11 protein-coding genes are annotated in these 13,225 nt (G+C 68.3%); 7 read left to right on the forward strand and 4 right to left on the reverse strand.

The window, feature by feature from the left end:
* Nucleotides 1-86: 86 nt before the first annotated feature.
* On the reverse strand, nt 87-2,882 hold the full coding sequence (locus Pma05_RS35795; protein WP_203861964.1) for an AfsR/SARP family transcriptional regulator: 2,796 nt from the start codon (nt 2,880-2,882) through the stop codon (nt 87-89).
* 402 nt (nt 2,883-3,284) lie between these two features.
* On the opposite strand from Pma05_RS35795, the gene Pma05_RS35800 reads away from it, so the two are divergent.
* Nucleotides 3,285-4,235: an LLM class flavin-dependent oxidoreductase gene (locus Pma05_RS35800; protein ID WP_203861965.1), complete on the forward strand. Its 951-nt coding sequence runs from the start codon at nt 3,285-3,287 to the stop codon at nt 4,233-4,235.
* A 115-nt stretch (nt 4,236-4,350) separates the two neighbouring features.
* On the opposite strand, the gene Pma05_RS35805 is transcribed toward Pma05_RS35800, so the two are convergent.
* Nucleotides 4,351-4,764, reverse strand: a complete 414-nt coding sequence (locus Pma05_RS35805) for a hypothetical protein (RefSeq protein ID WP_203861966.1) — start codon at nt 4,762-4,764, stop codon at nt 4,351-4,353.
* A gap of 239 nt (nt 4,765-5,003) precedes the next feature.
* Between Pma05_RS35805 and Pma05_RS35810 the strand changes: the two genes are divergently transcribed.
* A complete protein-coding gene (locus Pma05_RS35810; protein WP_239313815.1) occupies nt 5,004-6,122 on the forward strand; it encodes a hypothetical protein in 1,119 nt (372 codons plus the stop codon).
* A 323-nt stretch (nt 6,123-6,445) separates the two neighbouring features.
* Here Pma05_RS35810 and Pma05_RS35815 read toward each other — a convergent pair whose 3' ends face one another.
* Together Pma05_RS35815 and Pma05_RS35820 are read right to left on the reverse strand one after the other, a co-directional pair.
* The gene (locus tag Pma05_RS35815) at nt 6,446-7,156 is read right to left on the reverse strand and encodes a DoxX family protein (RefSeq protein WP_203861967.1); all 711 of its coding nucleotides are present in this window, start codon (nt 7,154-7,156) and stop codon (nt 6,446-6,448) included.
* Nucleotides 7,153-8,442 carry an NAD(P)/FAD-dependent oxidoreductase gene (locus Pma05_RS35820; protein ID WP_239313818.1) on the reverse strand — a complete coding sequence of 430 codons (1,290 nt, stop codon included), beginning with the start codon at nt 8,440-8,442 and terminating at the stop codon, nt 7,153-7,155. The genes Pma05_RS35815 and Pma05_RS35820 overlap by 4 nt, the downstream gene beginning before the upstream one ends.
* 137 nt (nt 8,443-8,579) lie before the next feature.
* Here Pma05_RS35820 and sigJ point away from each other — a divergent pair, with 137 nt between their 5' ends.
* The 5 genes from sigJ (at nt 8,580) to Pma05_RS35845 (ending at nt 13,153) form a co-directional block, all read left to right on the forward strand.
* A complete protein-coding gene (sigJ, locus tag Pma05_RS35825; RefSeq protein WP_239313820.1) occupies nt 8,580-9,548 on the forward strand; it encodes an RNA polymerase sigma factor SigJ in 969 nt (322 codons plus the stop codon).
* Nucleotides 9,549-9,722: 174 nt separating this feature from the next.
* Nucleotides 9,723-9,905 (forward strand): hypothetical protein, encoded by a 183-nt coding sequence (locus Pma05_RS35830; protein WP_203861968.1) that lies wholly within the window; start codon nt 9,723-9,725, stop codon nt 9,903-9,905.
* Nucleotides 9,906-10,341: 436 nt separating this feature from the next.
* Nucleotides 10,342-10,881 carry a TetR/AcrR family transcriptional regulator gene (locus tag Pma05_RS35835; protein ID WP_203861969.1) on the forward strand — a complete coding sequence of 180 codons (540 nt, stop codon included), beginning with the start codon at nt 10,342-10,344 and terminating at the stop codon, nt 10,879-10,881.
* 104 nt (nt 10,882-10,985) lie between these two features.
* On the forward strand, nt 10,986-12,620 hold the full coding sequence (locus Pma05_RS35840; RefSeq protein ID WP_203861970.1) for an FAD-dependent monooxygenase: 1,635 nt from the start codon (nt 10,986-10,988) through the stop codon (nt 12,618-12,620).
* 179 nt (nt 12,621-12,799) lie between these two features.
* Nucleotides 12,800-13,153: a DoxX family protein gene (locus Pma05_RS35845; protein ID WP_203861971.1), complete on the forward strand. Its 354-nt coding sequence runs from the start codon at nt 12,800-12,802 to the stop codon at nt 13,151-13,153.
* The last annotated feature ends 72 nt before the right edge of the window (nt 13,154-13,225 follow it).

The raw sequence follows: 13,225 nt of genomic DNA on the forward strand, positions 1-13,225 counted from the left end.
GCGGCGGCGTGCCCGACGATGCCTTCAGCTTGACCGGGTTGGACGATCGGCCCATCCGACAGTGCTCGACAAGGCCCCAGCACTGCTCACGGGCGGTCAATGTGGCGTCCATCGGGTCGGACTTCTCCGTGGGTGGTGCCGAGTTCCGCCAGCCGAGCCCTGACCTCGGCCGCCGCGTCGGTGTCACCGATCTCGGTGAACAGCAGGTGCGCCTCGCGCAGGTGGTGGACGGTGCGTGCCTGGCGGAGGTCAGCGAGCCGTACCAGCGATATCGCCGCTTGCCAGCGGTCGCCCTGCGTTAGGCTCGTCTCGACCGCGCGACTGTAGTAATCCGCGGCCCGACCAAGCTGGCCCGAGTCCCGGTGCAGATCGCCGAGGCTGCACAGGGTGAAGCGCTGCCCGTCGGAGTCGCCTACCGCTCGCTGGATCTCCAAAGCTCGCCGCAGGTGGTCGGCGGCTTTGGCGAAGTCCTTGCGCTGCCGGTGAACGTCCCCGAGGTTGTTCAGGCTGTATGCCTGTCCCCTTCGGTCGCCAACCGCGCGAAACAACGTGAACGCTTCCCGGTGCCGGTCGAGCGCCTCGTCGAAGCGGCCGAGGCGATCGTAGGTCACCCCGAGATTGTTGAGGTTCCAGGCCGCCAAGTGGTCATTGCCCGTGCCGGCGAACAGTTCGGCGGCCCGCAGGTGACACTCCAGTGACGCGTCGAACTCGTGGATGTCGTCATAGGCCACGCCGAGCCCGTTCAGCATCGTGGCCTCGCCGGCCCGGTCACCTACCCGCACCGCCGAGTCGAGGCCGGTTCGGTGAGTGGCGATACAGTCGTCCCAGTGTTTGCTGATGTTGAAATAGGCCAGCGATGCCGCGGCGATCCGCCAGGCCAGGTCGTGCTCCCCGCGTTCGGCTGCCGCCGTGACCAGAGACGCCAGCGTGGGCCGTTCCACGCCGTACCAGGCCAACGCCTCGGCGATGTCCGAGAAGACGATTCCCGGTGACTGTGCGTCATGTTCCACCGGTAGCTCGGGTGACTGCGGGATCAGTACGTGCCTCGCGGCGATCGCGGTGTGCAGATACCAGGTGAATACCCGGCGGAGTGCGGCCTGCCGGATGGCCGGACTCTCGTCCTCGGCGGCCCGTTCGGCGGCGTAGGCGCGGAGCAGGTCGTGCATGCCGAACCGGCCGTCGGGCAGCTCATCGACCAGATAAGCACGGGCCAGCGACTCAAGTGCCCGCCGGGTCGTCCGCTGATCGTGGCCCCCCAACGCGGCGAGCGTATCCGTCGCCGTATCCCACGGATGCAGTCCCATCAAGCGGAAAAGGGTCGCTGCGTCCGGCGGCAGGTGGCGGTAGGACCAGGAGAACACCGCGCGGATGTTGGTATGTGGGTCAGCGCCCGCGTCGAGTACGTCGAGCCGACCGACATCATCGCCGAGCGCGGCCACCAAATCGGCGACCCGTAGCCCGTTGCGTGTTCGGACGGACTCCGCCGCGATTCGTAGCGCCAGCGGGAGGCGGGCACAGCGGTCCACCAGAGCGGTCAGCGCGCCCGGGTCACCCTGCTCCCCGATCAGCGCACGCACTAGGGTCAGCGCCTCATCGGGAGCAAGTCGGTCCAGGTCGATACGGCGCGCTCCATCCCGCACGACAAGACCCGCCAGCGAGTCCCTACTCGTGACCAGGACGAAGCAAGACCGGCTGCCGGGCAGCAGCGGCCGCACCTGTTCCACGGTCCGGGCGTTGTCCAGCACCACCAGAATCCGCCGGTTGTGCACCAACGAGCGGAACCTGGCCGCACGCTCGACCAACTGGACCGGGATGGCCGCACCGTCCACGCCGAGCGCGCGCAGGAATCCGGCCAACGCGTCCCCTGCCGTAACCGGGTCGCCCGGACCGTAGCCGTGCAGGTCGACGTAGAGCTGCCCGTCGGGAAACTCCCCGCTGTTGCGGTGCGCCCAGCGGACCGCGAGCGCCGTCTTGCCCACGCCCGCGGTGCCGGCGATCGCGGCGACCGGCGCCGCATCGTCCGCATCCGACCACATGCCGTCCAGAGCGGACAGGTCGGTGGCGCGACCGACGAAGCCAGGCGTGTCACGGGGTAGCTGAGCTGGTACTGCCAGACCTCCGGCGTTGACGGCCACCGGTCTGGTTGGTGCGGCATCGAGCGGCTCCCCGGCGAGAATCCGCGCCTGCAGCCAGCGAAGCTCCAAGCCGGGCTCCACGCCCAACTCGTCGCTGAACGTGGTGTGCGCGCTCCGGTAGGCCGCCAGCGCATCGGCTCGGCGGCCGGCCCCGTACAGGGCGATGATGAGCAGTTGGCGGGACCGCTCCCGCAACGGGTGCAGGCGCACGAGTTCGGCAAGTTTCGCGACTGTGGTCTCACCGTGCCCGCAGGCGATCTCTGCTTCGTAGAGATCCTCGGTCGCGATCAGCTTTCGCTCGGTCAGCCGGGCCGACTCGTCGGTGAGTATCGGTACGTCCAGACCGGCGAACGGATCACCACGCCACAGGCCCAGTGCCTGGCGAAGAATCTCCGCACGGCGATTGGGCTCGCCGTCCGGCACACGGATGCCGTCATCAAGGAGCGCGTCGAACCGCTGAGCGTCCAGCTCGTCCGGCGCCACGTTCAGACAGTAGCCGTCTTGGCCGAACCTGATGTGGTTCACGTCGCCGAGCACCCGGCGCAGCTTGTGCACGTGCTGCTGGAGCTTCGGCCCTGCGCGCTCGTCCGGCTCGCCCCACAGCGTCTCGGCCAGCACATGTGTCGGCACCTCGACATTGGCGCGGGCTAACAGCACGGCGAGCAGGATGTGCTGCAACCGTCCCCTGACGGGCAGCGATCGGCCATCCTGCCGCACCCGCACCGGTCCGAGAACCTCGAAGTGCATCGCACCTTCCTCCCTGCGAAGGAGCAGGTGACGCCGGTTATGTGCGCCCACGCCTACCTCGCCGTCACCGCCGCACACGCGGAAAAGGGGGCTCTAAATCCCATCGGTACGGGCTCATCGCACTCACCTTGGGCGAGGTCCGCCGTCTCCTGGCACACCTGATCACCAGCATCCGCCCACTCGATCACATATATCGATGGTCGCAGTGGCGCCGTCGCCACCAGTACCGGGCTAAAGTAAGCCACTACCAGCGAAGACTCCGGATTCAGCAGGTGCGGCTGGAGTACTAGAGGCTGTTGTGTGCGGCCGCGGCGCTGCCGGCATCGACAGCGGCGCGGCCGCCCGAGCGCACCGCCATTTGAACATCTACCATCCAGGACGCTTGATCGATACAGTCTCTCTGTGCCTGACCATGGACGCACTCTGACCTTCGGCTACTTCCTGGTGCCCAACGTGGACGATCCCCTGCTCGCGATTGCGCAGGAGGCTGAGCGTCGCGGTCTGGATTACCTGGGAGTGCAGGACCATCCGTATCACCCACGCTATGTGGAATCGTGGGTACTGATGAGCATGATCGCGGCGAGCACGTCGCGGATCGGCCTCTTCTCCGACGTGGCGAACCTACCGCTGCGTCCACCCGCGACGCTCGCCAAGGCCGCTGCGTCTCTCGACGTGCTCAGCGGTGGACGTTTCGATCTCGGTCTCGGCGCGGGTGCGTACTGGGACGCGATTGAGGCGTTCGGCGGTCCCCGGCGGGCGCCCAAGGACGCCCTGGCCGCGCTGGCCGAATCCATCGAGATCATTCGGTTGCTCTGGTCCGGTGAGGGAAACCTACGCCACGAAGGCTCGCACTACCGTCTGGCCGGTGCCCGGTCGGGCCCGGTGCCCGCCCATGACATCGGCGTTTGGCTCGGCGTCTATGGGCCGCGCGCGATCGAGTTGACCGGCCGGATCGCCGACGGCTGGGTGCCGTCGCTGCGCGGCGACCTTCAGTCGATCCTCGACATGTCGGCCCGGCTGGACGACGCCGCTGCGGCTGCCGGGCGGAATCCGGGCGCCATTCGGCGGGTCCTCAACGTACACGGCGAGATCACCGGCGGGACGGCGGGCGGATCCGCCACCGGCGGCAACGCGTCTGGAGGGTTCGTCGGCGGGTTGGAAGGCATGCTCCGCGGCCCGGTCGAGCGGTGGGTCGACGAGCTGAGCCAGCTCGCCCTCGGCCCAGGCTTCGACACGTTCGTGCTATGGGCCGACGACTACGCGCAGCTCGCGGTGTACGCAGAGGAGGTGGTGCCGGCGATTCGGCACCAGGTCGCCAAGGAGCGCGGCGTCGGCGACGACGCTCGGGCATAGGAGAACTCCCGCCGGTTGCGGCAGCTTACGGGCCTTGGCTTCCGCTGACCCTGCGCCCATGACCCTGCGCCCGGTCCGGCCAGTGCCGACGCTCCTGGCCGGACCGGGCGCAGGGTCAGCCGGGCTGGTCGGTTCTGCTGGAGTCGAGGAGCAGTATGTAGTTCAACGGTTCGCGGCGCGGCGTCAGGATGGTGGTCTTCCGGGCGAGGAGGGCGCCCGTGCGTTCATCGAAGATCAGCGCGTGCTGGTACTGATGGCGGTCGCCACTGTCGGCCGGCGGCATCACGGTCACGCTTATTGCGACGCCCTCGCGTCCCGCCCGGTCGGTGGCTGTGCCGCGCCAGAGGAACCCGTCAAGGTCAGTCAGGGTGAGCAGGACCTGCGCGCACACCTGCCGAGGCACGACGTAGCTCCGGTACAGCTCCATGGTCCACTTCTCGGCGACGGGTGCGCCGTGCTTCGCCCGCCGAACCGTGGCGACCGCGGCGGGATCCGTAGGCGGTTGGGTCCGGTTGGCTGGAATGGTCAACCGGGCATCTGCAAATCCGGACCACGACGGCACAGAGTGGCCGGGCGATCGGCGTGGCAGCAGAGGAGCGGCGGTGAGCATTCAGCCTCAACCTGGTCTGGGTCCAGCCTTATCTGCACTTTCCTCGGGCCTCAGCCACCGGCTCCAAGGTGCTTGACGGGGCGCACTGCTTGCTGAAGCGGCGAGTGGGGTGGCATCATCGCGGCCATGATCGGAAGAATCGAGTCCTCCGTCCGCCGGTGAGCGTGACGACCGAGCCTGGACTGCTCGGACCCCAGATCACCCTGTTCGAACACGCTCTACGTCTCCATCAGCAGCATCCCGACGGTGTTCTGCCTCGCGACGGTGAGCCGTATCCGGATGAAGAGCGTAACCACCTGCGGCCGGCAACCCGGCGTGCGAGGGATCGACGACTCGACGGAGCCGATGTCGCTGTCATCCTCGACAGGCACTTCAGTCAGCCTGACGCGTTGGCGAGTGAACTTGTCGACGCCTTCCGCGATGCCGACGTCCCGATCCATCGCAACGACCACATCGTTGTCGCGGCGCTGCGCGCGGATCGGCAGCGAGTGCGGCAGACCGGCCGGTGGTTGGTGCGGCACAGCGCCGACCGCAATGCCGCCACGGTCGGACTCGCGCTGCTGGCCGCCGATTGGGCCGAGGACGACATCCCGCTGATCCAGACCATCGGTCTGTTGTCGAACTGGTTCGGGCCGTTGGCGGCAGAGGCGTTGCAACGCCGCCGTGGAGGTGGGGCAGCGCTGCTGTGGCTCGCCGAGCGCGTCGCTGGCTGGGGCAGGGTCTACGTCGTCGAGGCGCTATGCCGACAGGGTGCCGCCAGTTCCCGGGCGTGGCTGCTGCGCCATGCCTGCGACGGCGACTACCTCAACGGCTACTTCGCCGGCAAGGTCGCCACCGTAGCGCACCTGCACGAAGCGATCATCAGTGCCGATGCCGACGGCGACCTGATCGATCACACCGGCCGGCTCCTGAGGATCATGGCCGACTGCAATGGCATGGGCATGACCCTCGAGCACTACCCGCCGGCGCCTGTCGTGCTGGCCGCGCATGCTGCTCACCTCGCTCAGCAGACGCCGACGGCGAACCGGTACGTCGATGCCGCGATCATCGCCGACTATCTGACGGCCAAGCCTCCGAACCGATGCGGCTGCACTACCGAGCAGCGGGACCGCATCGTGCAGCAGTACCTCGTAGTACTCGACCGGCCGGACTGGCGCGATGCGGTCCGCGCGGGCCTCGGTCCGACCAGCGACTTCTTCGCCTGGTTCGCCGGCCACGTAGCGGCGCGGCTGCGTATCGGCGCGTTTTCCGACGTGGCAGAAAGTGACGAACGATGAACCACGCCGCCAATCAGCACCGGGTCGAAGCGGTGCAAGTCGGCGACGGGTGTCCCCGCATCGCCATCGCCGTTACGCCTTGTCCGCATGTCTGCTGAGCAGGGCGGGCGACCATGCGGCCGCCCGCCCTGCTACCTAGTTCACCTGCCCGCGCTCGCGAGTGCGGGTTCCGGATCGGTCTCGCCGGCCGACGGCTGGGGTCGTCACCCAGTGAGCGCCGTCTTGCCCCGGGGGTCCGTCCTTGCGGGTGTCGCTCCGCTTCTTCTCGCGCAGCGTGTTCTCGACATGATCTCGTTCCGGTTCGCCGCCCGTCTGATGGCCCCCTACGGGTTGATCCAGCCGAGCTCGACGGCTCGCTCGTACATGACGGGTTCGACTGCGGCCAGCGTGAGGAAGGAGACGGCGTACAGGACGACGAGCAGCCCGAGCGATACGGCCCACGCGCGAGGGCCGGTCTCGAACGCGCGGGGACGGCTCTCGCGCGAGCGTGCGCCGGCCGGTCCGGCATCGGCGGGGCGGTAGTGGCGGAGCTGTGTCTCCGGAAGCCGGCGGTCGGCGGGCCGCAGCGCCCATGACGCGATGGCGCACACGCCGAACATCAGCGGCACTCCCCACAGGTCGGGGCTGTCGCCGACGATCAGGTGCGAGACCACGGCACCGGACCACAGGAAGAAGGAACCGGCGTACGCCCACTCCTTGATCAACGCGAACCCCGGCACGATGATCACGACGGCCGCAGCGACCTGCCACGCACCGAGGATGTAGGCGAGGAAGCGTGGGTATCCCAGGTGGCGCAGCTGGGCGACGATCCACTCGATCGGCAACAGGTTCCAGACCGATCCCGAGGCCAGCTCAAGCACGATGACGATCGTGGTGGCCCAGTAGAGGATGGTGCGGATCCGGTTCCGATCCCATCCGCTTCGCGTGGCCGCGTCAGACTCCTGGTTGGCGGCATCCTGGAGTGCCTTGGTCGGCGGACCTTGCACCCCGTGCTCCGCAGGGTGACGTCGCAGAGCTCTCTCGTCGGTGGTCACGAGGATGCGACCGCCCGTCCATCGGAGACCGGCTGCTCGGGCCGTGGTCCACCCTTGGGCCACGGCATGGAGCCCGGCTTGCGCGCCTCAAGGCGGATCTTGAACAGCCCGAGCTTGCAGGTCAGCTCCTTGTAGGCTGCGACGATCCGACCCCCGAGGTATACGTTCAGGGAGGTGTCGTCCTTGCGAGCGAACTGCCGCACGCCGTTACGCCGGCCGAGACTGACGCAGGAGCCGGTGAAGGCGAAGTCGATCACCGCCGGCTCGGTTCCCGCTATCCGGCTCAGCACGGTGTCGGCGGCCCGCGCCCCCAGTGGGGCCGCGGCCTGGCAGCTCATCCGCAACGGCTGCCCCGACGGCGCGGCAGCGTCCCCGGTCGCGACGATCCGATCGTCGTCGACGCTCGTCAGCGTCTCGTCGGTGAGCAGCCGGCCGAGGTCGTCCGTGCGCAGCCCGCTCGTGGCCGCCAGCTCTGGCACGCCGAAACCGGCAGCCCAGATGGTCAACGCGCTCGGCCGCACGTCGCCGTCGGCGAGAACGACGGCATCCGTCCGGACCTCGGTCACCTCGGCCGACTCGAGCACGGCGACACCGTGGCGGGACAGCCACCGGGAGACCGATCGGCGAGTCGACGCGCTCAGCGACGGCGCCAGACTCCCGCCGCAGACCAGTGTGATCGTCCGCCCTTGCTCGGCCAGCTCGGCGGCCGTCTCGATGCCGGTCAGTCCGGCGCCGACGACGGTGATCGGAGCCTCGGAAGGCAGCTCGTCCAGCGTGGCGCGCACCCGCTGCGCGGACTCCCATTCGGCGACGGGGACGGCGAACTCGGTCGCGCCGGGCACCGACGTCGGTATCGCTCCGGTGCTGCCCACAGCGTAGATGACGTAGTCGTAGTCCAGGTCGCGGCCCGAGGCGAGCCGGACCATGCGGGCTGCGGTGTCGATACGCGTGGCGCTGTCGACGACGAGGGCGACGCCCTCACCGAGCAGCGAGCCGTAGTCGGCGGTGGCCTCCCCGGTACCGGCCACGAACTGGTGGAGCCGCATGCGATCGATGAACCTCGGGCGGGGGTTGACAAGGGTGACGTCGACGTCGTCGCGTTTGCGTAACCGGTTGGCCGCGAGCGTGCCGGCATAACCGCCGCCGACGACGACGACCTTGTGGATGGTGGACCGCACAGGCATGGGGAGGTTCCCTTCTCGATTCCGACAGCTGTCTGCGCCCTCCGCCGCGCAATTGCGGGTAGCAGCGCGGTTCTCGACAGCGAGCCACCAACCAGCCCGCAACTGCCTTGCTCGATGGACGGTGTCGCACTCTTCCGACAGCGCAACACCCAGGAATGTGAGGCGAGGTGGCTCACAGTCCGCTGCGCTGTCTTGTCGGACTACTGAGAGCAGAACGCGACCGAGGGAGTGCCGAGACCATGACCGACCAGTTCGAGCAGGAGCGCGGCCCCCTCGACCCGAGCCTGAGCGCGATCATGAGCGAGCGACGTCGGCTGATCAACCTGGCGTATCGGCTCCTCGGCTCCTTGGCTGAGGCCGAAGATGTGGTCCAGGAGACCTACGCGCGCTGGTACGCGATGTCCCGACAGCAGCAGGACGCCATCGAGGTACCCGGCGCCTGGCTGAGCAAGGTGGCGAGCCGCTTGTGTCTCAACGTGCTCTCCTCGGCGCGCATGCGGCGAGAGCTCTATGTGGGTGAGTGGATTCCCGAACCGCTACCGGAGCCCTCCGAGTGGATCGGCGGGCGATCGGACGGCTTCACCATCGATCCGGCCGACCGGGTCACGCTCGACGAGTCGGTCAACATGGCCTTCCTCGTCGTCCTCGATGCGATGACCCCGGCGGAACGCGTCGCCTTCATCCTCCACGACGTCTTCCGCTACCCCTTCGCCGACGTGGCCGAGATCGTCGGCCGCACCCCGGCAGCCTGCCGCCAGCTGGCCTCCTCTGCCCGCCGCCGCATCCGCGCAGCGCATACCCCGACGACGCCGACGGTCCGGCAGGCGCGGATCGTCAAGGATTTCAAGCGGGCCTGGGAAGCCGGGGACATCAGCGCCCTCATCGGTCTCCTGGACCCCGACGCCACAGCGATCGCCGACGGTGGCGGCCGGGTCAGCGCCGCGCTCCGCCCGATCGAGGGCGCCGAGCGAATCGTGCGCTTCATGGTCCAACTCGCGCGCAGCCTCCGCGACCTGACAATCCTGGAACGTACCGTCAACGGTCAACCCGGCCTGGTGCTACAGCAGGACGGGGTCACGGTCACGGTGGCGGCGCTCCAGATCGAGGGCGGGCGGATCAAGCACATATGGGCGATACGCAACCCCGACAAACTCCGGCCGTGGACGGCCCGCCGGCCGGGTGGTCGAGGCCGCACAGGATCGGCGTGAACTCCGCCCTGTCGGGCACGTGCAGGGTCGTGTAGCCGTCTCATCCCCTCCAGCGGCACGGATCGGCGACCCCGGCACGGACGTCGTCCGCACGGCCGACCTCGGATTCCTCGCGGACGGCGCCGCGCCTGTCGTCCGGGGCGCCTGGGCGGTCGCGAAGGAGACCAGGCGTTCGTGGACCGCATCGCCGCCGCCGTCCCCGTCCTCGTTGAGGGTCACCCGGGGGCGGTGATCGCCCCTGGCGGGCACCCGTTCGCATTGATCCGGATCCGCGTCCACGACGGTCTCGTCACGAGCATCGACATCGCGCCCTATCAGCGCGGCACCGTGTCCCTCCCCGCTGCCTTGAGTGCGTGATTCTCTGTCCGTCCAAGGATCCGAGTGGTAGCTGGTGCCGACGCAGGCCATTGGGCGGGCCGAGCGCAATGGCCTCTTGGCCTGCTGCGCTCGGCTTTTGTTTCTGCTGGTAGGAGCCTGATCGCTGGATCGATCATGTGTCGATGGCGTTGGCAAGCAGTGGTGCGCCTCGTCGTCCAAGGCCACCCGGAGGGTGCCGGCGTGGGGTTGGGGCCGAACACTCGCTCCTTGAAGAAGCGGACGATCCGATCTACGAGCAGGTCTTCCCGGATCCCTCCTCTTCGTTCCGTCCCACATACGCCGGTCGCACTTGTCACAGAAGAGATAGGGCTGGAGTCGGTAGTTTCGGGTGGTTTGCGGGTGAGCGTTGTTTCCGGCGCTGGTCGAGATCCTTGCCGGAAGATCTCCATGCCATACCGTATGGTACGCTCCTTTGATGGGAACGCGTGATCTGTGGCTCGGCGAGGGTGTCGTGGTACTGGCCGACGAGGGACCGGCGGGTGTGCGGATCGACCGTCTGGCTGCCCGCCTCGGCCTGACGAAGGGGTCGTTCCATCACCACTTCACGGGGGTCGCCGACTACCACGCGGCGTTGCTGACTCATATCGAGTACGGACAGGTCGCCCTGCTCGACGGGCTGTCAGGCGAGCTCGCGGCCGTCGATCCGGTCGACGCCCTGCGGGCCCTTCCCTCGCGGCTCGACGAGCTGTTCGACGCCGAGCTGGATCGGGCCCTGCGGGCTTGGGCGATCGGGAACGACGGTGCGCGTGGCGTGGTCGAACGCGTCGACAGCGCGCGCCTCACTTTCCTCGAGACCCTCTGGAGCCGCGCTGTGCCCGACCCGACCCGGGTGCGCGCCGCCGCCCTGCTGCCGCATCTTCTCCTGATCGGAGCGAATGCCATCCGCCCACCGCTCGACGCTGCCAGTCGACGTGCGGTGTTCGACCTACTGCCAGACCTGATTCCCCATGTCTGAGGTCCCCCCCGCCTGCGGACGGGCGCCGTGATTGCCGTCGCTGTTGCGCTCGCGCCGGGCATCGTGACGGCTACCGGGGTTCATCGCCTAGAAAGAGGAAACAGATGGCCGCTGTCGATGTGTTGATCGTCGGGGCTGGCCCGACCGGGCTCACCCTCGCGGTCGATCTGGTCCGCCGTGGAGTTCGCGCGGTGCTGATCGAGGCCGCGCCCGCACTGCCTCGTCAGTCCCGAGGCAAGGGCCTGCAACCTCGAAGCCTGGAGGTGCTCGACGATCTCGGTGTTATCGACGCGGTTCTGGGACACGGCCAGTCACGCCAGGACATCACCCTGTACCGCGATGGCCGGCGCCTTGCGCGGATACCCGCCGGTCTCGCCGAGCCCCGGGCGGATTTGCCGTACCCGAACATCGTGATGATTCCTCAGTGGCGCACCACCACGCTACTCGCACGGCGGCTGCACGAACTCGGTTCCGCGATCCGGTTCAACACCCGCCTCGAGTCGTTCACCGCTGGTAACGACGCGGTGCGCGCCGTGGTCACCACACCGGACGGCGGCCGGGAGGATTTGACCGTCCGCTACCTCGTCGGCTGCGACGGCGCGCACAGCATCGTGCGCCGCACACTCGACCTCGAGTTCGCCGGTTCCTCCGACGAGACGCAGCGCTACCTGCTCGGTGATGTCACCGTTCCTGGTTGGCACCCCGAAGTCGACGGAGCCGTTCGCTCACACGCATGGTTCGGCACGGACGGGTCGTTCCTCGGTCTGGCTGGCCTGCCCGAGACCGGGCAGTGGCAGATCGGCGGGAGCATCACCGTCGACGACAACCTCGAGCCCACCCTGGAGGCCCTCCAGCGGCTATGGGACGAGCGCACCGGCCACCCGCAGGTCCGCCTGTCCGACGCGACCTGGTTGTCGAACTTCCGGGTCAACGTCCGCATGGTCGAGGACTACCGCCGCGGCCGAGTCCTGCTCGCCGGCGACGCCGCGCACGTGCACCCGCCCACCGGAGGGCAGGGAATGAACACCGGCATCCAGGACGCCTACAACCTGGGCTGGAAGCTTGCCGCCTGCCTCAACGGCCACGACGACACCCTGCTCGACACCTACCCGGCCGAACGCCTCCCCGTCGCCCGTCGTGCGTTGACGCAAAGCACCAACATCCTCGACGTGGTCACCAACCGCAACCCACTCGTCCGGTTCGCCGTGCAACGACTGCTCCTGCCGCTCCTCAGCCGACCCTCGATCAACCGTGGGCTCACCGCTCGTGTGTCCCAGATCGACATCGGCTACCGCGACGGGCCCCTGGCAGACGACGAGATGTCCGGCGGCCGCGTTCGACCTGGCGATCGGGCCCCCGATGCCCACCTCGTCGATGCCGAAACCGAGCAGCCGCTGCGGCTGTTCGACCTGCTCCGCGGGCCACGATGGACGCTGCTCCTCGTCGGCGACGCCGCCGCCAGCCACCTCGACTGTGATGCTCTTCCCGACGAGGTGCACACGTGCTTGATCACGCCCGCGCGATCGACGTCGTTCTCCGGCCGGGTGGTCATCGACCGCGACGGGACGTTTCGCCGGGCCTACCGAGCAAAGCCCGGTACCGCGTTGCTCATTCGCCCGGACGGCTACCTCCACTGGCGCGCGTACGCTCCCTGCGCCGATGCGGTGACCAAGCACGTCCTCGGCGCGGGCGCGCACCCCCCACCCGCTGGCGCTACCCGACGACAGCCGGGCACGTGAGAAGGCCAAGACACGGAGAAGGCTGAGCTTGTCCGCCGCGGCAGGGTGGCTGGTTGGCTCGGCAGCAGGAGTCGGGAACGGGTCGCAGACGATGGCGGGTCACCGTCGTCCGACGTGGTGAGGCTCCACCTACGTCCAATGTGGTCGATTGTGACCATTTACCTGAGGAGTCCTTCGAGATGGTGCAACCCTGGTGGCCGCTGGCCTTGTTGGCAGTGATCCAGCTCTGCGACGCGGTGTTATGCGCAAAGCCGGTCGCCTTCATCCGGCAGTGTCTGATCGACGTCCAGTTCCCCGAACGCTTCTGGAAGTTTCTCCCTCCGCTCAAGGCTGCCGCAGCGGCTGGGCTTATCGTCGGGATCTGGGTTCCGCCGTTGGCGGTGCTTGTGTGCGCGGCGCTGGTCTGCTACTTCGTGGTGGCGGTCTCGGCGCACGTCCGCGCCCGCGATTTCGGCCGCAACCTGTTCCTGAACGCGACGGCGATGTTGGTCATCTGCTCGGCGGCGCTGGCCTTCACCGTCCAGGCTGCATGATCGAACACGCGACGATGGCGCGTGGGTGTGTCAACGGTTGGGTCATCGCGCGTAACGCTTCGTATTCGGCGG

Origin of the sequence: Plantactinospora mayteni, assembly GCF_016862935.1 — a bacterium.
In the GTDB taxonomy this organism is placed as follows: Bacteria; Actinomycetota; Actinomycetes; order Mycobacteriales; family Micromonosporaceae; genus Plantactinospora; species Plantactinospora mayteni.